13 protein-coding genes are annotated in these 22,505 nt (G+C 38.0%); 10 read left to right on the top strand and 3 right to left on the bottom strand.

The annotated features are described in order from the left end of the window. Positions 1-77: 77 nt before the first annotated feature. The gene (locus tag EPI11_RS17900) at positions 78-2,927 is read left to right on the top strand and encodes a TonB-dependent receptor (protein WP_128391365.1); all 2,850 of its coding nucleotides are present in this window, start codon (positions 78-80) and stop codon (positions 2,925-2,927) included. Positions 2,928-2,995: 68 nt separating this feature from the next. Here the strand turns inward: EPI11_RS17900 and EPI11_RS17895 are convergent, their stop codons facing one another. Next, a complete protein-coding gene (locus EPI11_RS17895; protein WP_128391364.1) occupies positions 2,996-4,072 on the bottom strand; it encodes a zinc-binding dehydrogenase in 1,077 nt (358 codons plus the stop codon). 314 nt (positions 4,073-4,386) lie between these two features. Between EPI11_RS17895 and EPI11_RS17890 the strand changes: the two genes are divergently transcribed. From EPI11_RS17890 to EPI11_RS17880, 3 genes are read left to right on the top strand one after another with little or no spacing between them, the layout of a single operon-like run. After that, positions 4,387-5,682: a DUF5690 family protein gene (locus EPI11_RS17890; protein ID WP_128391363.1), complete on the top strand. Its 1,296-nt coding sequence runs from the start codon at positions 4,387-4,389 to the stop codon at positions 5,680-5,682. 33 nt (positions 5,683-5,715) lie between these two features. Next, positions 5,716-6,876 carry a TIGR03364 family FAD-dependent oxidoreductase gene (locus EPI11_RS17885; RefSeq protein ID WP_128391362.1) on the top strand — a complete coding sequence of 387 codons (1,161 nt, stop codon included), beginning with the start codon at positions 5,716-5,718 and terminating at the stop codon, positions 6,874-6,876. A gap of 1 nt (position 6,877) precedes the next feature. Beyond that, positions 6,878-7,561: a phosphonatase-like hydrolase gene (locus EPI11_RS17880; protein ID WP_128391361.1), complete on the top strand. Its 684-nt coding sequence runs from the start codon at positions 6,878-6,880 to the stop codon at positions 7,559-7,561. A gap of 32 nt (positions 7,562-7,593) precedes the next feature. Here the strand turns inward: EPI11_RS17880 and EPI11_RS17875 are convergent, their stop codons facing one another. Together EPI11_RS17875 and EPI11_RS17870 are read right to left on the bottom strand one after the other, a co-directional pair. Next, positions 7,594-8,172 (bottom strand): helix-turn-helix domain-containing protein, encoded by a 579-nt coding sequence (locus EPI11_RS17875; protein WP_128391360.1) that lies wholly within the window; start codon positions 8,170-8,172, stop codon positions 7,594-7,596. 500 nt (positions 8,173-8,672) lie between these two features. After that, the gene (locus EPI11_RS17870; protein WP_128391359.1) at positions 8,673-9,272 is read right to left on the bottom strand and encodes an FMN-dependent NADH-azoreductase; all 600 of its coding nucleotides are present in this window, start codon (positions 9,270-9,272) and stop codon (positions 8,673-8,675) included. Between the two features lie 183 nt (positions 9,273-9,455). Between EPI11_RS17870 and EPI11_RS17865 the strand changes: the two genes are divergently transcribed. The 6 genes from EPI11_RS17865 to EPI11_RS17835 form a co-directional block, all read left to right on the top strand. Next, positions 9,456-9,827 (top strand): winged helix-turn-helix transcriptional regulator, encoded by a 372-nt coding sequence (locus tag EPI11_RS17865; RefSeq protein WP_128391358.1) that lies wholly within the window; start codon positions 9,456-9,458, stop codon positions 9,825-9,827. 355 nt (positions 9,828-10,182) lie between these two features. Next, a complete protein-coding gene (locus tag EPI11_RS17855) occupies positions 10,183-11,091 on the top strand; it encodes a PhzF family isomerase (protein ID WP_128391357.1) in 909 nt (302 codons plus the stop codon). Between the two features lie 77 nt (positions 11,092-11,168). Then, entirely contained in the window at positions 11,169-12,047 is an 879-nt protein-coding gene (locus EPI11_RS17850) for an alpha/beta fold hydrolase (RefSeq protein WP_128391356.1), read from the top strand. Positions 12,048-12,806: 759 nt separating this feature from the next. Beyond that, positions 12,807-13,313 carry a DUF4402 domain-containing protein gene (locus EPI11_RS17845; protein ID WP_128391355.1) on the top strand — a complete coding sequence of 169 codons (507 nt, stop codon included), beginning with the start codon at positions 12,807-12,809 and terminating at the stop codon, positions 13,311-13,313. A gap of 63 nt (positions 13,314-13,376) precedes the next feature. After that, positions 13,377-14,234, top strand: a complete 858-nt coding sequence (locus EPI11_RS17840; RefSeq protein ID WP_128391354.1) for a fimbrial biogenesis chaperone — start codon at positions 13,377-13,379, stop codon at positions 14,232-14,234. Between the two features lie 57 nt (positions 14,235-14,291). After that, positions 14,292-22,505 (top strand): beta strand repeat-containing protein (locus EPI11_RS17835; RefSeq protein ID WP_164879211.1); only part of this gene is annotated, 8,214 nt, incomplete at its 3' end.

Raw genomic sequence — 22,505 nt, 5'->3', positions numbered from 1 at the left:
GTTCAAAAGTTTACTAATGGTAAAATTATAGGCATTTTTGCAGTAAATAATTTACTAATATTAATAATTTGAACGCAATGAAAAAAATTACACTTTTAGTCTATGCAACTTTTTTGTTGTTTTCATTGACTGGGTTTGCACAAATGGGTTCTATTAAGGGTAAGGTGCTCGATGGATCTTACCCGCTTCCCGGTGCGATAATACAGTTAAATGGAACTCAGAAAAATGCATCAACTGATTTTGAAGGAAATTTTACAGTTATGGGTTTAACTCCGGGTACATATACCATTACTGTAAATTATATGGGATATGAGAAATCCAAACATGAAGCAAATGTAGAAGCAGGTAAAATAACGACGATGCCTGATATACTAATGCAGCCTATTTCTAATGAATTAAATGAAGTCGTTCTCACATCAACAGCTTCAAGATTAAGTGAGGCTAAAGCACTTAATCTACAAAAAAATGCAGTTAATGTTATAAATGTGATAGCTGCCGACGGTATAGGCAAATTACCGGATAGAAATGCAGCTGAAGCTGTACAGCGTATACCAGGGGTTTCTATTGAGCGAGACCAGGGAGAGGGCCGATATGTTGCTGTTAGGGGATTACCGGCAGAATGGAGCTCTACAACTATGAATGGTAACAGGCTTCCAACAGCTGCTGACGAAGGGGCAAGCAGGGCTACTGCGTTTGATTTTTTCCCTACTGAAATGATTGGATATGTGGAAGTAGCTAAGGCTTTGACTCCGGATATTGACGCTGATGCACTTGGTGGCAGCGTAAATTTTGTAACTAAGACTGCACCTTCTAAATTCACGGTAGATGCAACAATTGGAGCTGGTTATAATGAAAAATCTAATAAAGGTGTTTACAGTGGCTCCTTTCTTATTGGTGATAAAAGCAAGAGTGGCAAATTTGGCTATATTTTAAATGTCTCACAATGGAACCGTAATTGGGCTTCAGATAATTTTGAGGCAAGAAGATCTGGCGATGAAGGAGTTTATAGATTAGAGTTAAGAGACTATACAGGTGAAAGGAAAACAACCGGTTTTAACGGAGGTTTTGAATTTAACCCTAATGAAAGAAACAAATTTTATACGAAGCTCAATTATGGTAAGCTGCTTGATAAGGAGCTGCATTATAAACAGCGTATCCGTTTTGATAAATTTAATAGTGCTACTAATGCAGGCCGTATAGAGCTGCAAAATATATATAACGAACTGAACTTTAATTTTTACGGAGCAGAAGTTGGAGGTAAGCATATAGGAAATAAAGGCGTTTTGGATTGGAGCGTAGCACATTACAGTACCGAATTTTACTATGGTAATGTTCCGGATGCAAAAAATAACAGTTACTATTCCGTATTTTTTAAACAAGATGGTGTAGGTTTAAATCCAGCTTATATTGAGAATAGAGGAAATGGGCCAAGAGCTTATTGGAATACAGATGGAGGCCATATGGATACCGATAATATGTTTGGTTATCTGTCAGACCCAAATTTCCAAACAAGTCCGGATAAAATGAATTTTACAACATTGGAATTGTATAAAGTAGGAGTAAAGGAAAGAGATAATATTGTGGCTACCGTAAATTATGAACTTACAGCTAATGATGACCTTACTCTTAAGTTTGGAGGTAAATTCAGGGATAAAGACAGGAGGGCTACTTTTTCTGATGAATTTTATAATTGGACAGGCAATGGTGCGGCACCTACACTGGGATCTTATGGACAGTATAATATTTATCAGCCAGGAGGTAAAGATTATCTTAATGAACTTAATACTAACGTAGGTAATAGTTTTGGGCCAGTACTTTCTAAAGATGGTATGAACCAGTTTTACAACGATAATTTTAATAATGGCAACTTAACGCTTTCTAAAGGCGATTCGGAAATATTAGCTAACGGTGGTGGCCTTGGAAGAAATTTTGATGTAGATGAAACACATACTTCGGGATACGGTATGGCTACCTATAAAATAAATGATAAACTTACATTTCTGGGAGGTATAAGAGCTACTTATACCAACACAAAAGTAAGCGGTTACCAATATGATGTAACAGAAGAAAATCCGGATGGTTTACTTTCTAAGGTAATAAAAACAAAAAGCTACCTGTCGCTCTTGCCAATGGTTCATTTAAAATATATGCCTGAAGAAAATACTAACGTAAGATTTGCTGCAACCAGAACATTTACCAGACCTGATTTTGGTTATCTAGCCCCAGGGGGTACTTATTTGGCCGCTGATAACGAATATGACGGAGGTAACCCTGCTGTAAACCCTACTTATTCGTACAATTTTGATTTGATGAGTGAACATTATTTTGGTAAGCTTGATGTTGTATCTGCAGGTGTATTCTATAAAGTAATTACCGACCCTATATTTATGGATACAAGACAAGGTAACATCAACGGACATACAGGTGTGGAAGTTTCACAACCATTGAATGGTGATAATGCGTGGTTGTTTGGAGCTGAGTTCAGCGGAAATAAGAAATTTGATTTCCTTCCGGGTTTTCTTAGCGGTTTTGGAATGCAGGCAAATTATACCTTTACAAAATCAGAAATGACAATTCCTGGTCGCGAGGGTAAAACCAGTCTGCCAAGACAGGGTGATCATTTGGTAAATGCACAGCTATATTATGAAACAGGAAAGTTAAATGTAAGAGCTGCTTATAATTTTAAAGCAAAATATATTACAGAACATGGAACAAGCGGACTTAAAAGAGATGATGTATACTATGGAAACTATTCAGCTCTTGATGCAAATATTTCATTTAAGTTAAGCAGTCATATTACAATTTTTGCAGAGGCAAATAATCTTCTCAACCAAAAGCTTGAGTACTATTATGGTGATGAGAGCAGGCCAAAGCAAGTGGAGTTTTATGGTATAAGAGGGCAAATGGGAATTAAGTGGAGTTTATAGTAACTTTAGTTTTTATTCTAATAAATAAGAAAGCCGGCGTTTAGCCGGCTTTCTTATTTATTAGAATTTTATTGTTTTATACCAACACGATAATACTTTCCTGAGTTGGCTGTTTCAAAACCGATTGATAAATCTTCTAAACTAAACTCTTCCCCAACAAGTGTCTCAAAAGGATATTTTAAGTGGTGTTCTGCAATAAAATCAATGGCGAAACCAAGATCATTGGGGGTATAATTATGAAGGCCTTTTATTGTTATAAGATTTCTAACTATCATCTCTGCATTTATTTTTGTTGCCGGCTGACCGTAAACAGCTCCTACCCATACGGCTCTTCCACCGATAGCAAGTAATTCAAGTCCGGTTTCCATTACTGATGGCAGTCCGGTGGTATCAATAATTACATCAATTTTTCCTTTTGGAAGAAGTAATTTTATCTCGTCTACAGATAATTTGCTATCAATAAGTCTATCTACTCCAAAATTTTTTGCAAATCTCAAGCGTTCTTTATTAATATCCATAGCAATAACATTTCGGGCACCCCCTTCCTTTGCCATCGCACAAGCTGAGAGTCCTAGCATACCCGTCCCGGTAATCATTACATTTTTATTTTTGAGATATCCTGCCATACGCATTGCACCTGCTATAGTAGCATGTGTACAATTTATTGGTGCTGCCTGCCTGTAGCTTAAAAAATCAGGGAGCTTAAAAATTGCAGTTCCTTTTTTTAATACACAATGGGTGGCAAATCCTCCATTCAGTCCGTCGTCAGGGTTAAATTTATGATGTCCGTATTTATATAATCCCTCAGATTTTTGAGGTATTCCTTTTTTTGCCATTTCGCTTTTATTATCATAGGCATACACGCACCAGGTTACCAGATCGCCCGTATTTAAAAGCAGACCATTATAATCACTCTTTATTTTTTTACCCTGCGTTATAATTTCTCCAATTATTTCATGACCCAGTACACAGGGAGTAGGAGAGGAACGTCTTCCCGTATAGGTGTGGAGATCACTGGTACATATAGTAGTATACACAATACGGACAAGTACTTCATCACTGTCTATATCATTTAGAATTACTTGTTCTTTTACGAATGGTGTGCCTTCTTGGGTAAATACCATCGCTGTAGCTTTTAGAGTCATCAGTATTAAATTTTGTTTACTATTTGTAATAATTTTTTATTTTGTGGAATTGTTACAGCTGTTACTTGTTTAAAGTAAACCTCGTATTCTTTGGCTTAACTTTTATTGACTAATATGTGACTGTAAAGCTTTGTTTGTATTTTGTAAAAGCTTGTTAATCATTGATCTTTGTTAATATTGTCAAAAGTAACCTGTTTTTTATAACATATAAAATTTATTTACTATTTGTAAACTTTAATAACTATTATTTTACATTTAGTTAATCTGATTGTTTGGTTAGAGCCTTATTTTTGTTGAAAATTAATATCAAAGGTATGTCTGGGATAATCAAAAAATTTACAAATAGTAAAAATTTATCTACTTTTGCAATTGTCATTTCGGTCTTTATATGTTACACTGGTATGTATGCTGTTCGCAAATCATTTTTAGCAGGAAAATATACTGGTTTGGTTTTCGGTTATGGTGTTGATGCCAAAACAATATTGGTATTAAGCCAGGTTTTAGGTTATATGGTTTCAAAATTTTTAGGAATAAAAATTATATCAGAAATGCCGAAATCTAAACGAGCGATAGTACTAACCGGTTTAATCTTTTTTGCACTTCTTATGCTGGCATTATTTGCTATTGTTCCGGCTGAATGGAAAATATTAGCGCTATTTCTAAACGGACTGCCATTAGGAATGGTTTTCGGTATTGTATTCTCTTATATAGAAGGAAGAAAAAATACGGAACTTCTTGCAGCAGCCCTTAGTGCAACATTTATTTTCTCGACAAGTTTTGTAAAAACAGTTGGTTTACTGCTTATGCGGGATTTTAATATTGATGAATATTCGATGCCTTTTTATACCGGACTTTTGTTTTTCCCTTTTTTCCTTCTATCGGTATGGGTATTAAATAAGAGTAAGGGGCCTGATGAGAGTGACATAAAAGCACGTTCTGAGAGAGTACCTATGCATAGTAAAGACAGGAAAGATTTTATAAAGGCTAATGGTGTTGGTTATTTTGGGTTAGTTGGTATTTATATTTTACTAACGGTAGTAAGGGATTTCAGGGATAATTTTATGGTTGAATTCTGGTCTGAACAGGGATATTCCAGTTCACCCAATATTGTTACCCTAACGGAAATACCAGTTGCTATTATTGTTTTGGCTATAGCGGCTGCAGGTGTGCTTATACGTAATAATAATAGGGCATTTAATACGGGTATGCTGCTTACGGCAGTAGGAGCTGTAATAATTATAGTTTTTACTTTACTGTTCAATCAAGGGTTGATATCACCAGTAACATGGATGGTTACTACGGGAGTAGGAATTTATCTGCCTTACATACTTTTTCATTGCCTAGTGTTTGAAAGATTGGTGGCGCTCCTTAGTTTTAAAGGTAATGTAGGTTTCCTGTTTTATATGGCCGACGCACTTGGATATTTGAGCAGCGTAATTGTATTACTACTTAAAGAAGTTGTAGGTTTTAAACAAACATGGGGTCATTTTTTTATATGGCTTAATCTTGAATCTGCCGCTTTATTGTTATTACTATCATTATTTGCAATGTGGTATTTTAATAAGCGCATTGATGAAAAAAAAGAAAAGCAGGTAATTGCTTATCCCTGAAAAAAATAAAGACTAAAACAAAAATAAATTATAATGGATAAACAATATGACCTTATAGTCATTGGGGGCGGGGCCTTAGGTGCTTTCCATGCTTATCATGCGCTGCAGGCTGGACTTAGTGTGGCACTCATAGAAAAAGATAAACAGCCCGTAGGTGCAACAGTACGCAATTTTGGACAGGTAGTTCCGTCGGGTATGGATACTAAATGGCAGAATTACGGGAGGGAAAGCCTTAAATTATATAATGATTTACAAAGCCGCTTTGATATTTCTGTACGTAAAAACGGTTCTGTATACCTGGCTTCTAATGAGGAAGAAGTACAACTTATAGAAGAATTGAGTCTAATAAACAAGGGTAATGATTATGAATCGCATTTACTTACTAAAGAGCAATGTCTGGATAAATACCCAGGACTAAGAAATGATTATGTAAAAGCGGGGCTCTTCTTTCCAGAGGAAGTTACTGTAGAGCCAAGGGTAATGATAAACCGTTTACTGGAATATCTTATATCCCAAAAAGGATTAATTTATTTCAGTAATACTAAGGTGATTCGCTGTGAGGCATGGGGCGATGAGGTAGAGATTGAGACTGCCGGTGGTGAAGTGTTCAAATCTAAAAAGGTACTACTTTGCTGTGGTTCAGAATTCAAGACCCTGTATCCTGAGGTATTTGCAAAAAGTGACCTTGAGGTTACAAAATTACAAATGCTGCAGACCAAACCGCAAGCCGGATATACACTGAATGGTTCTATACTTACAGGCCTTTCCATTCGCCGATATGAGGCTTTCTATGAATGCCCTTCGTTTAAAGCTATAAAAGCCAAAGAAAATCCTGATTCTTTCGAAAAAAAATGGGGCGTGCACATCTTATTTAAACAAGCACTTGATGGTTCAGTGATTATAGGAGATTCCCACGAATATGCCGATGCTGCTAACATAGACGATCTGGGATTTGACCTGCGTATGGATATAGATGAATATATGATTGAGGAAGCTAAAAAGATATTTAACCTTCCAACTTTTGAAATACAGAACCGTTGGTTTGGAATGTATTCGCAATGTAAAGAGAATGATATATTTCAACATACGGTTGACAATAATATACATATAGTGACTGGTATAGGAGGGAAAGGAATGACAGGTAGTGCAGGATTCTCTAAAGAAAACATTAAACAGATATTTAATTTAAGTTAGAATGATTGATATAAAAATGGTAGTACTTGACATGGCAGGGACTACAGTTAATGAAGATAATTTGGTGTATAAGACAGTGCAGAAAGTTATAAACCAGGAAGGGTTTGAAATTACATTAGAGGATGTTCTAAAACATGGGGCAGGTAAAGAAAAGCATAAAGCAATCACAGATGTGCTTACGGCCTGTACAGATGAGAAGGATATTGATACAGTAGCTGACAGGGTATTTGTAAAATTTAAAGTAGCACTTGAAAAAGCATACAATGAGTCTGATATAAATGCATTTGAAGGTATGGAAGCGTTCTTTGAACAGCTTAGGGATCGTGGTGTCAAAATAATTCTGAATACGGGCTATGATCTTAAAACAGCAAATAAGCTTATGAATAAGCTTAACTGGCAGGTAGGTATACAGGTGGATGCATTAATTACATCTGATGATGTTGTAAATGGCAGACCACATCCGGATATGATAAAAATGGCAATGGCTCAATTTGGGATTAATGATCCTTCTCATGTATTAAAAGCAGGGGATTCTGAAATAGATATTATTGAAGGAAAGAATTCAGGCTGCGGACTAACGGTAGGTGTATTAAGTGGGGCACAGAACAGGGAACAGCTTGAAACTGCTCATCCTGATTATATTTTACAGAACGTTACAGAGCTCGAAAGTATACTTTTTAGATAATATAGGGGCGTTAACCCACTGTAATGGTGGGTTTACTCATTTTTATGAAAAAAGAAATACAATACAAGCATTTTAGAAGGAACAGTCCCCCTGTTTACAGGCACGTGCGGTATTCTTCCATCAAAAAATATTGAATCGCCGTCTTTTAAAAGAACTTCTTCCTCGCCAATTATATAATAACATTCTCCGGTTAATATGTATTTGAATTCATAGGCATCAGTCTCTACTTTATCGCGTTGTGATCCAGGCTGAACTTCCAGTAGTACTGCTTCAAAACCTACTGAAGATAATTGCTTGCCAAAAAGGAATTTATATTCAAACCCTTTTGCTTCGTCTTCCTTCTCAATAATGTTATTGTCTTCCTTTCTGGAAACGATAAAATTATTCTTATCAGATTTTGGAAGCCCGTTAAAAAAATCAGAAACCTCAATTCCCAATGCCTGTATTATATTTAGCAATACAGGAAGCGAAGGTATAGTTCTGCCGTTTTCTATTCGAGAAATTAGACCGTTGCTCACATCGGCATCGCTGGCAACGGTATTTATGGTCAGGTTATTCCTTTTACGAATTTCCTTTATTCTTTTTCCCAGCCCGATAAGATAGTCTTGCATGTTATATTTTTTACAATAGGTAAAGTACGTCAAATTTCTTAATTTGAAAGTCATCATCAAAATTGAATGGTACTAATAATAGATAATCATAGTAATAAATCCCTAATAAAACTATTATTCCATTGTTTATAAGCTATTTATACTCTTGTTAAGAAATCATTATTTTGGTGATTGTCGATGTTTTTGTAATGTTACTTGTATCGGTACTATTGCCCCTAAATATATGTTTTACCTTTAGTCTTTAAAACTCTTCATTTCATCAACAATAAAGTTCACTGCTATCTGAAGTCTATTATTCTTTAGAAAGTATATTTCAAACTTAGATTTATATTGAATTACGGTGATGAGATAATGAAGATGCGGGAGTAGATGATTATGTTTAAATAATTCTGCAAACTGACATCATAAATTTAAAGTATATCTAAGATCTTGGATTTTAATAAACAGACCTGACAGAACCGTTTTCTACAACTATGAGGAAACTTTCAAAGCCTCATTGCTTAATCAATTATTATACTATTAATAGCTTTTTCCATAGCATGTTCTTTTATTCCCGGTACTTTTAATCCTTCAGCACGGAATGCTGTTAGATTTGTCATACCTAAAAAGCCAAGGAATGCTTTTAAATAAGGAACGACAAAATCGTTAGTTTTTCCAGGGCCCTCAGAATAAATACCGCCTGATGCCATTGCAACATAAACTTTTTTTCCCATAATCATTCCAATAGGGCGACCATCTTCACCATATTCAAAAGTTATCCCAGGCTTTGTAATATGGTCAATCCAGGCTTTTAGTGTTGAATGTATGGTGAAATTGTAGAGAGGGGCACCAATAACGATGATGTCTGCAGCGAATAATTGTTTTAGTAGATCATCAGAAAAGTGGATTGATTCTTTTTCGTTTTGCAGATTTGGTGGAGTAAACAATTTACGAAGAGAGGCAGGATTAAGATGCGGAATTTCCTGTTCGGCCAGATTTAATTCTTCAATTGTACTGTTGGGATATTTTTCCTGAATTTTCTCTATAATAATGTTACCCAGCTTAATGCTGTACGATTCTTTTCCTTGAATGCTGGACATTAAATGAAGGATGTGTTTCATAACTTAGATGTGTATTTAATTTAAAACTTAAATTTGCTCAAAACAGACTATTTGTTTGGCTATCAACGAACGATTAGGTTTTTAGGTTTATTTTAAGCAAAGCTACAGTTAGTAAGTATGCAAAATATAGTACTTACCTAAAGGAAACCAGTTACTTTTAGGAAAGTCTATATCTTTACTGCCATGAAAACAATTGAAAAAGAAGCAATTCCAACAACAGAAGAATGTGCTGGATCCCTTAGGAATATATTGGATGCACTCTATGTTTTAAATGGAAAATGGAAGATAGCTTTAATCCTTAGCTTGGTGCAATCCCCTAAACGCTTTAATGAGATTCGAAAAGAGATCACAAAAATATCACCTAAAGTATTGGCAAAAGAACTCAAAGATTTGGAATTGAATGATTTTGTTAAACGTACTGTATATCTAACAACTCCGGTCACTATAATTTATGAAGCAACAGATTACAGCCTAACTTTAAAAAGTGTAATACGCGAACTTAGTGTCTGGGGTGAACAACACAGGGAGAAAGTCAAGCAAAGTATGCGAAAATAAGGGTAGTTATATACTGTTATATCGTATCTATAGATAAGTTCTACCTTTCAATTTTAAAAATTATTAATTTACTGAATACAATAAATTTTTGTTATCCAAAGCCTGATATCCTCCAGGCAGGCATGTACCTTAATAATAGGGCGGAACACGATCCTCGTTTTATTGAGTGGAGAATACCAAACGGTTTAGGCTTTAAAATTTTTGAATAGGCTAAACATACTTTAAATGGAATCGAAATTGTACATATGTTTAGAAAAAATCAGAGCAAATTTGTATCAGCAAATAAGTTTACAAACTTCAACGCCCTTCAACCTGAAATTTGTATAAATTAGCTAAATAAAAGTCTAAGTCAAATATGATATCGCAACCTATTCTTTATCAGATCGATTCATTTACTACAGAAAAATTCAAAGGAAATCCGGCGGGTGTTGTGCTAAATGCTGAGGAGCTGACTGCTGAAGAAATGCAGTTAATTGCGCGGGAACTGAACAATTCTGAAACCGCATTTTTATATAAACCTATTAATTTTACCGCAGATTTCGATTACTATATACGATATTTTACCCCTACTGTAGAGGTTCCTTCTTGTGGGCATGCTACAATTGCTGCGCTGTATGCAAAAGCTTTTGAAGACAAACTGGATTCGTGTACGATTAATATAAAAACACAAATAGGAATTTTGCCCATTGCAATTGAAAAGCAACAAAATGACTATCGGATTACCATGACACAAGGTATATTTGAACTTAGTGCTCCATTTGAAACAGAAACTAAGCAACGTATTCTGGATGCTTTAGGTTTGAGATTGGAAGATCTTAACGAAAAGTGTCCGGTACAAATCGCATCAACAGGACATTCTAAGGTAATGATTGGTATTAAAAGTCGAACAATTCTGAATGCCTTACGCCCAAATTTGACGGCTTTGACCGATCTTAGTTCAGACATTGGATGTAATGGCTATTTTGTTTTTACACTTGATTCGGATGAACCAGAGGTTTTGACATTCGGCAGAATGTACGCACCAGCTATTGGAATTGCAGAAGACCCTGTAACAGGAAACGCAAATGGGCCTTTGGGCGGTTATCTTATTGTAAATAAAATCGTTGAATGTACCGGTGCTTTTTTTGAATTTACAGGAAAACAGGGGGAGAGCATCAACCGACTTGGAACGGTAAACGTGAACGTTAGTCTTGAAAATGGACTTCCAAAACAAGTGCAAATTACAGGTAATGCTGTGACTATTTTCAGGACAAGCTTGCAATAAAAAGTTTCTATAATACTAATTAAAAGTAGTTTTTTAAAAGCTAATAAAAACATACACACTATTAAATTCTATTTAAAATGCCTCTTGAACAATTAAATAATATAGATATTTTTTATCAAATTCTCGGTTCGGAAAATACAGAAACAGTTTTGTTAGTTTCAGGGTTGGGAAGTCAAATGACGAGTTGGAGTGAAAGCTTTTGTCAAGAATTGGTACAGAAAGGTTTCCGGGTAATTCGGTTTGATAATCGAGATTCTGGTTGCTCTTCATTTATAGAAAATGAAGCGAAAAATGTTGGCGAATTAATACAGTTTTTACAACAAGGAAAATTTCCAAAAGGTGCTTATTCTTTACTGGATATAGCAAAAGATGCTTTGGCTTTATTGGATTTTTTAAAAATTGAAAAAGCGCATATTTTCGGACGTTCAATGGGCGGAATCATAGTGCAGCTTATGGCCTCCGAATTTCCGGAACGTGTTCTTAGTGCTACTATAATCATGTCGACCAGTTTGCGCCCTGATTTACCCCAAGCTCAGCCCGACGTTATGCAGATGATGCTGTCGCCTATGCCAGATTTTAATAAAGAACCTCAAGCTTTTTTAGAAAAAAGGCTAACATTTATAAAAGCAATTTCAGGAACATTTTCTATCGATGAAAAAGCAGAAACAGAAATCATTAATAAAGAGAAACAAAGAGCACCATCTGCCAATATTCTCGGACAAATTTGCGCCATGACTATTACAGGTTTTGATGTGAAGCGATTAGAAAAAATCAATGCTCCAAGTTTAGTAGTCCATGGTACGGAAGATCCTATTTTTCCTTTAGCTTGTGGTGAAGATATTTCGAATGCTATTCCGCATTCAACCTTATTAAAAATTGAAGGCATGGGACATTCCATTCCAACAGTTTTGAACGAAAAAATAATACAGGCATTTTTAAAAATGAATAATAATTGATTTTTATTTAACTGTAGAACATTATCAACTGCTAAGAAAAGGTATGTTCTCAAAGGGGAACATCCGATTAAAACGCCTCACAATTGTCCTTACTAAGAAACTACAATTGTGGGGTGGAGGGCATCAGCTGTAGTAACAATTGTTATTTATGGGTTTTTAATTTAGCAAAAAATAACTGCGTTGAGTTCTCTACAATTTTATTTATATAACAATAAGTTTCTTACAACTTAAACCTGTTTATAATCGATCTCAAAATAATTGGGAACAGTTTTGTAAATATACTGAGCAACAATAGCTTATTTTTTTGTATCATATTTAGCTTTGATACGTCGATATCTACTTTAAAACCTTCTTTTAATCAAACTACAAGTTCCTTTTTTATAATAAAAATTAGATACAATAGTTGTTTTATAACTTTTTTTATCTATTTAATAGATAAAAAAAAATTGAATAAATAAATAAGTTTAATTATTTATTTATTTCCTTTTTCTGATCAGTATTGTTTGGTACCACTTACTTTTTTAATGAAAAGTTAAATAGTTTTTTCATAATTTTTCTCATGTTTTCCTACAAAAAAATAAATAATTTTAAAAATAACTGCATTTTTTTCAATAATTGATTGTTTTATGTATAGATTTGACAATGATAATGATCGGTTTTGGTGCGGTTTAAATTACTTTCTTTTCTTTTTTAATCTTGCCTTTCGCATCCCGTTCTTGACTCCTATCTATTTAATATTAATCCTCCAAATTTTATATCATGAAAAAAGTAATTATTACATTGACTTTCTCTCTTTTTGGTCTTTTATCCACAACTTCTGTCTTTGCACAGGCAACAGCTTCTGCTAATGCTTCAGCAACAATAGTAACCCCTATTAGTATTTCTAAAAACACTGATATGAATTTTGGAAATATTGCTACTAATGGAACTGTGGGTACAGTGGTTTTATCGCCAGCAAGTGGCAGGACATTTACGGGAGGTGTTAGTTTACCTGCAACTACCGGTACAGTAACAGCGGCATCTTTTACAGTTCAAGGTTCCGGTTCTTATACTTATGCCATCACTTTACCTTCTTCAGTTATTATAACAAGCGGTTCAGATCAAATGACTGTTAATAGCTTTACAAGTACACCGGCTACAACAGGAACTTTAAGTTCTGGTACTCAGACGATAACTATTGGAGCAACCTTAAATTTAATAGCCTCGCAGGCTCAGGGTTCTTATACCTCTGCAACTCCTTTTGCGGTTACAGTTAACTACAATTAAGAATTTGTATCTTAATGTACATGAGCTCTTTAGGTAATATAATATCAAATTTATTGTAATATTATGAATAATACCCTTTTTATGAAAGCTGGGATTGCTCTGTTTATCCTATCAATTGTGGTTATGGCAGAGCAATTGTTTCATCCATCAGATAGTATTAATCAGGGTGATCTTGTTATTATGCCTCGAAGGGTAATTCTAGATGCCAGTAAAAGAACCCAAGAGCTTAATATCGCAAATTCAGGTGCTGATAGTGCAAAATATCTTATTTCTGTAGTACAGTACAGAATGCTTGAAAGCGGAGCTTTTGAGGAAATTACTGAGCCCGATTCCGGTCAGAATTTTGCAGATAAAAATTTCCGGTTTTTCCCGCGAAGTGTTACACTTGCTCCAAATGAGTCACAAACTATTAAAATTCAGGCAATAAATACTAATGTGTTAAAACCGGGAGAGTATAGATCACATCTCTATTTTAGAGCTGTTGCAAAAGACAAGCCAATAGAGGATGATGCTTCAAAACTTCCTCAATCATTATCTGTGCATTTGGTTCCTACATTTGGTGTTGCCATTCCTGTTATTATCAGAAGTGGCAACTCAACTGTAAAAGTAAATATAGATCTACAGGTTATATGGGATGTTAATAAGATACCCCAGTTAAGCATGACGTTTAGAAGAACAGGAAACATGTCTGTTTATGGAGATCTTAAAGTAGAACACATTGCGCCAACAGGTAAAATTACGCAGGTTGGTATAGCAAAAGGTTTAGCCATTTATACACCTAATCAAATTCGCAAAACTTTACTTAACCTTGATAGAAACCCAGCTATAGATTATCATAAAGGAAAACTTAATATCATTTATTCGACTTCAGGAGGATCTAAAACTGAAGTAATTACTTCTTCTCAGATAGATCTGTTTTAATAATAACAGAATTTTTAAGAAACGAGCCATTTAGCGGCTATAAAGCCCTTTGAGCACATGAAAAGAAAAATTGGTTTATCGTGTAAGTGTATATTTGTTTTGTTTTCACTGTTTTTAGCCAGTTCAAGAAGCTTAGGTCAATCAATAACAAATTATTCATTTATCGGTACTACTGCTGGTTTTACACCAATTTCTGGTGGAAGTACTACAACATGGACAGGATCTACAGATGATGGGACTTCGGCACTTATTCCTATTGGATTTGATTTCTGGTATATGGGAGCCCGCTACACGGGTATTTCTGCCAGTACCAACGGCTGGATTTCAATGGGTAGTGTCCCTACAGATTATGTATATACGAATAGCCTGTCTACTGCAGGATCACCGCGGCCAGTAATCGCACCACTGTGGGATGACCTGGATATTGTTGTTACAAATAATGTAACGTATAAAACAAGCGGAGCAGTTGGTAGCCGTGTGTTTAGCTTGCAATATGTCAATGTAAAATGGTATTACTTGGCCACGGGTGCCGTATGCTCTTTCCAGGTTAACCTGTATGAAACTAGTGGCAAGGTAGAATTTGTTTACCGTTCTGATGCTGCTGCTGCGGCTTCTGCTTCCGGCTCTATTGGGATTACCGCTACCGCGACCGGATCAGGGAATTTCCTCTCTGTAAATAGTGCAGGCACAGCAGTAAGTTCTACAACTGAGACCAGTATCACTACAAAAAGAGTAACGGGGAGAACTTATACTTTTACTTCTCCAATCCCAATTGCACCGTCTACACTTAGCTTTTCGGCAATTGGAAATACAGCAATGACCTTAAACTGGGCCGATCTCTCTTCAAATGAGCGTGGCTTTACTATATATCGCTCTACAGACGGAATTAATTATTCTTTTGTGAATCAGGTCGCAGCAGGAGCTACTTCTTCATCACAAACCGGACTTAATACAGGAACAACTTATTATTGGAAAGTATATGCCCTGAGCGAAGGAGCATTGAGTACCGCTTTGAGCGGAACTCAGGCAACCAGCTGTAATGGGCCTGCCATCTCCCAATTGCCTTCCAGTCTACTTTCCTATTACAAGTTCGAAGGAAATCCAAATGATGCTACAGGTAATAATAATGGAACATTTCAGGGCGGAACGCCAACTCAAACTGCAGATCGTTTTAACAACGCCAATAAGGCTTATACTTTTAATGGAAGCAGTCAGTTTATATCTGCAGCTAATGCTTATGTAAATCCAAGCACAGTGAGTGTATCTGTATGGTTTAAAACATCCACCGCTGTAGGAGGCACACTGGTTGGTTTTTCAAGTGTATTAACGGGTGGCGGTGGTAGCCGGGACCGCTTTATTTATATGACCAGCACGGGTGTGCTATACTTTGGTGTAGCCCCTGGCTCAACGAAAAAATACATCAGTACAACAACCGCTTACAATGACGGAAACTGGCATTTGGCCACAGGTACAGTTGGGGCAAGCGGTCTGAAGTTATATGTTGATGGCAGTTTGGTCATCAGTGATGCAACGGTTACCAGTGGTGAGAGTTATACCGGATATTGGAGAGTAGGGTACAGTGATTTATCTACCTGGCCTAACGAGCCGGCAAGTTATTATTTCTCGGGAACATTGGATGATGTAATAATCTATCATAAAGAATTAACTGCTGCAGAAGTGGCTATTTTATATAATTCTCCCGATGGTGCAGGGAGCAATTCACCTGTATGTTCTGGAGCATCCCTTAACCTGACAGCAACTACTGTTGCAAGTGCCAGTTATTCGTGGACAGGCCCTAATGGGTTTACGTCATCATTGCAAAATCCAGTTGTTAGCTACTCAGCCACTGCTGCAGGTGTTTATACCGTACAAGTAACAGCAGCAGGTTGTATTACTCCCGCTGTTGCTTATGTAACCGTTACTTCAACAACTGCCACAGGGCAATGGACGGGCAATGTAAGTACAGATTGGAGCACTGCTGCTAACTGGTGTAATGGTATACTCCCAACTTCTACTACAGATGTCACGATTACTTCAACAGCCACTAGGATGCCAAATATAAGCACCAGTGTAAGTTGCAGAAACCTGACCATAAACGCAGGCAGCACCTTAACATTAGCCGGTACAGGAACGCTGAACATTGCGGGTATCCTTGCCAATAATGGGACCTTTACGAATACAGGCACTGTTAATTTTAATGGTACTGGCGGACAACAAACCTTCACCGGCATTACTTCCTTTTTTAATTTATCGCTCAACAACAGCAATGGTCTGCTTTTACCCGCAGCAATTACGGTAAATAACAACCTCCTGCTTACCGCGGGGACATTAAATGCAAATAACTTTAACCTGACCATCAAAGGAAACTGGACAAATAATGTTTCAACCACCGCATTTACAGCTGGGACAGCAACTGTAATTTTCAACAACACAACAGCACAGGTGATTGCGGGCACATTTAGTACCACCTTTAATAACCTTGTAATTGCAAATACAGCCAGCACAGTTACTTTAAATACAAATATCAGTATTAGTGGTAACCTCTCTGTAAACAGTGGAACGTTTGATCTGGGTACTTTTACCGCCAATCGGGCAACTGCGGGCGGCACACTTATGGTAGCCAATAATGCAATTTTAAAAATCGGAGGTACAAATACTTACCCCGTTAATTTTACCGCCAATACATTGGTGGTTGCAAGTACGGTAGAATATTCAGGGACCGCCCAAACTGTGGCAAACCAATTGTATGGGAACCTTACGCTGAGCAGTTCAGTCGGCGCAGCTGTAAAAATCTTTCCAGCAACAGCATTAACCGTGGTAGGTAATCTGAGCAGCAATTTAGGAGCCGGCACTTCAGTGTCTTATACTGCTGCCTCAAATATTACTGTTAATGGAAATGTTTCTATCAGTGCTTCCACGACATTTAATGGGGGTAGTTTTTCACATAGCATAGGCAGTAATTGGGTCAACACCGGAACATTCAATGGCAACACCGGGACCCTTACGTTTACTGGCTCTGGCAGTACGGTAAGTGGTTCTGGTAACCAGAATTTCAATAACCTTACTATTGCCGCTTCATTGGTTAGCTTTTTAGCAGGCAGCATCAGTTTAACAGGAAACCTTGCCACCACAGGATCCGGATCTTTTAGCCAGCTCTCTGGCGGAACAATCCTAATGACAGGCACAAGCAAAACCATTAGCGGAACCGGAATTTCACCCGATAATCTGACGATCAGCGGAACTGTAAGTACAGCTGATGCTTTGGTTATTACAGGCAATTTATCAGTAAGCGGAAGCTTCACAACAAGTGCAGGCGCGATTACTATGAGCGGAACTTCAAAAACAATTTCCGGTGCAGGAACCATGAGTTTTAGTACACTTTCTGTTACCGGAACCATTACTTCGACTGCTAATTTTACGGTCTCCTCCAGCGTTTCGGTTAATGGTAGTTTATCTGCGACGGCAGGAACGGCAACATTTACCGGAACATCTACTTTAAGCGGAACAGCCAACCTTTTCAATACCACCATTAATGGTACCTCTCTGCAATTATCGGCCAGTTCAACACTGGGAATCGCAAATGCCCTTACCATTACTTCAGGTATACTGGATGTTAGCGCTTCAGCGCCTAATACAGTAAATTTTAATGGTAGCGGGGCTCAGAACATCAATGCCATTACCTATAACAACCTTACTCTTTCTAACGGAAATAACAAAACCGCTATCGCGGCTTTAACGATAAATAACAGCCTTACCATCAGCACCGGCACTACATTTATACCCGGTGCATTTACGCATTCCATTTATGGCAACTGGAATAATTCGGGAACCTTTACCGCAGGCACAAGTACGATACAGTTCCTGGGAAATCAGGCTTCAAATATCATCGGTGTCACAACTTTTAATATCCTCACCATAAACAATACTACTGCGGCTACAGGCGCAACTTTACAAAGTAATATCACTGCGGCAACGGTGAACATGACAATGGGCACGCTGCTTACAGAAGCAAATACATTGACCATTACCAGCACCAGGACAGGTAATGGAATTATATTGGGTAATATTCAGCGAAACCATGTTTTTACAACAGGGGTAGCCTATGCATTTGAAGGGCCTGACAATCTCGTCACTTTCTCCGGGGCTTCGGGTATCAACAGTGTAACCGTATCCGTTGTCATTGGGCCTTTGAGTGATTTCCCATTTGGTGGTTCAATTAGCCGGTTCTACACCATTACCATTGCCTCCGGCTCCTATACAAGTGCGACTCTTCGCCTGCATTATGAAGACACAGAACTCAACGGCAGTAATGAGGCTACTATGGGACTATGGCGTTACAATGGAACTTCATGGTCTGCTTCTGGTAAAACGGCTAATGATGCGACAGCCAATTATGTGGAACAAAGTCTCTTACCAAACATCACGAATCGCTGGACCCTGTCCGACAATTCAAATGTAGTGCAATGGAACGGTAGCGTAAGTACAGCCTGGAACACCGCGGCCAACTGGACAACGGTTCAGGGCTCTGCATCAACACCTCCCTCTGCTACAGATATTGTAAATTTAGGAACTATGGCTTTTACCAATCAGCCCACCATCAGCAGTACGGTAAGTGTTAAGAATATAAATTTTGGAAGTGCACAGGCAGTAACCCTTTCTATGGCTGGTGGAGGTTCACTTACTTCAGGCGATATTTATGGAACCTGGAGCAGCAATGTAACACATTCCATCAACGCGAATAATCAATCCGTTACCATTAACGGAAACCTATCCCTAAGCGACGGAACAAGCGGCCATGCCATTAATCTGAACATTGGTACAGGAACGGTAACTTTAAGTGGCTCCCTTACTCAGTCGGGGGGGGCAAATGTTGTTTTTAGCGGAGCGGGAAACCTAATTATCTCTATGAACCATAATTATGTGAACGGAACCTTTACATCAGGCACAGGAACGGTTACTTACAGTGGCGTAACTAACCAGGTTATTGGAGCGGTAAGCTATAATAACCTGACTATAAACAAAAGTGCGGCGGCAGCAGAAATCAACGATACTCTTAGTATTGGCGGCAACCTGACAGTAGCCGCGGGTGAACTGGATAATTTTTCAACCACAACCATTACAGGAAATGTGGTCATTTCATCTGGGGCAGTACTCAACAATAGTGGCATTTTACACATTGGGGGCAACTGGGCAAACAGCGGTACTTATGATGATGCCGGAACAAAAATAATTTTTGATGGTAGCGGAACACAGACCATCACCGCATCGACTTTTAATAACCTTGAAATAAATAAACCGGTAGGCACTATTGCGGTACTTACCGGGGATGTGACATTAAAAGGAAACCTTACCGGAACATCGGGAACCCTGGACATTAAATCGTTCTTTTTTAATAGGACAGTTGTCGGCGGCACGGCTATCATCGCAGATGCGGGTACATTAATTATCGCAGCAGATAATGCCCCTAATAAATTTGCCAATTACGCTTTAAGCACTGCTAGTACAGTAATTTTTAATGGCACGGGTACACAGCATTTACTACTACCCGGTGTTGTATATGGAAATCTGATTTTCAGGGATACAGGACTTAAAATACTCTATACTCCAATTACTGTCAATGGTGATTTAACCATCGAAACAGGGGCCACTTTTGATGGTGGTTCCAATACCCTTACGCTAAATGGCAACTGGATTAATAGCGGAACCTTTACGCCTTCAACCAGTACGGTTTTATGTTCGGGGGCTTCAAAAAACATTACCGGCAATACCACATTTAATAAGATGACCGTTACCGGCAGTTATACCATATTGAATAATGTCACTTTTAATAATTTGCTGAATATTACCAGCACAGGTTCTTTAAGTGGGGGCTCAACTATTACCACCACGGTAAATGGAGACTTAACAAACAGCGGCGTGCTTTATACACTGGGAACATCTACTTTTACAGGAAATGTACAGCAAACACTTAGCTTAATCAATGCGGTAACAACAGTTGCGATAACCGTAAACTTTAATGGAACGATTTCACCAGTACTAAATTCCACCTCTGTACCCCAATTCGGCTTTCTGAATATCAACAATACCGGTGGTGTAAACGCCAGTGTGGGATGGACCATATTGTATGCACTGACTGTAGGAAGCGGTGCCTCATTCAATGGTGGAAACTCCACCCATAATATTTTGGGTTCGGCAACCAACAATGGAACGATAACGAGTTCCGGTACTTTAAATTTTATTCCCGCCACAGCCACTACGATAAATTTAGGAACCGCTTTTTCCAGTACAGGCACCGTTGTTTTCGGAGGTGCCGGTGCTATGACCCTTGCGGGCAGCCCTACTTCATTTCGTAATGTTGTAATTACGAATACCAATGCCGCCGGGATCACGCCATCATCGGTATGGACCATCACCAATAATTTCTCCATAAATAGCGGGGCCATCCTTAATGCAGGCAGCTATTCCCACTTAGTTGCGGGCAATATCTCAAACAATGGCACCCTGAACGGCAACACCTCCACCTTTACTTTGAATGGAGCTGCAGTACAGAATATTTATAGTCTTTCTCCCTTCAATAATTTAACGGTCAGCAATACTGCAGGTTCTGTACTACTGTTATCGAATGTTGGTGTGAACGGGATCCTGAATTTTATAGCAGGGTATATTCAAACCGGCAGCAATATACTTATACAGTCCTCTACAGGTAATGTTACCGGCGCAGCCCAGAATACGGGTTGGGTAAACGGTCAATTACAGAAAAGCATAACTACCGGAGCCACCACAAAAATCTTCGAGATCGGTGATGCAGCAAGCTATACTCCGGTCTCTCTTACTTTCGCAAATGTGACGACTGCAGGCTATCTTATGGCTTCAACTACCTCAGGTGATCATCCCGAGATCAGCAGTTCTACCATCAATGCCGCAAGAAGCGTGAACCGCTTCTGGACCTTAACAAATAGCGGAGTCGTATTGACCAGTTATAATGTAACTTTTAACTTTGTGGCTGCTGATCTTGATGCCGGCGTAACAACGGGCGCTTTTATAGTCGGCGGATTTAGCGGGTTTACAGGCATTGCCAGTGGGTCATGGAATTATCCAATGGTTGGAACCCCAACATCTAGTACCATACAGGCTACAGGGGTTACAGAATTTGGTGATTTCCAGATTGGGGAAATGAGTATTTTTATTAAAACCTGGGATGGCGGAGCAGGAACCAGCAACTGGGGTGATGCGGCCAATTGGAACGTGGATGGCGTACCCACCGCTATTGATAATGTGGAACTAACCGGGGCATATACTATAAATATTAACATAGGAGCAGTAACAAAGAATTTATTGCTCAGCAATACCGGACTTGTATTAACTACAAATGCTGGAAACTCTTTAGCGATATCCGGAGATTTCACTCTCAATTCAGGAACATTCAATACTGAGGCTGCCTTTCCATCAGTATCAGGAACAGTTGATGTAACAAATGGGACTGTAGGTTTTATCGGTGCTACTGCCCAAACAATTCCGGCATATAATTACTACAACCTGATCAGCGGCTCAACAGGTAGCCGTACATTTGCAAGTAGTGGCACCATTGGCATTGCAAATGCATTTACCCCTGGCACCAACACTTATATCATAACCGGAAGCACGGTTAATTTTAATGGTACCGGATCACAGATTATCCCCATGTTTAATTATAATCAGCTTACATTAAGTAATGCAGGGTTAAAAACATTTAATACAGGTACAACAGGAATTGCCGGCATTTTAGCTGTTACAGAAGGAGCTACAACAAATACAGCAGCAAACACTTCAACAATCAGTTATAACGGCCCTACAGATCAAACTGTAACAACAATTCCATATTACAATCTTGATGCTGCAAATTCCGGCGGCATAGTTACCCTTCTGGATGCAGTAATTAACAACAACCTTAGTGTAACATCGGGAACGGTTAGCATTGGGACGAATACAACAGTACAAAAAATCACTGTAGATGGAGCTATAACAGTATCTAGCGGGGCGACACTAAATGTGGCCACCATTTCTGACGCAACACACCTGATAACAATAAGTGGCGATGTAACAAACAATGGAATACTAAACCTAAAGCCTGATGTAAACAGTTTAGGGAACACTACATTTAATAAAGATGGAAATCAAACCATATCAGGATCCGGAATTAGCGATTTTCATGAAATAACTGTAAATCAGGGTAGCAGTAATTTAAATACTTTAACAGTAACTACAGCAGGATTTGTAGTGCCAAATGGTTTT

This window comes from Flavobacterium cerinum (assembly GCF_004028155.1).
Classification (GTDB): Bacteria; Bacteroidota; Bacteroidia; order Flavobacteriales; family Flavobacteriaceae; genus Flavobacterium; species Flavobacterium cerinum.
Note: the sequence above shows the minus strand (reverse complement) of the source record. Positions and strands in the feature narration are given on the sequence as shown.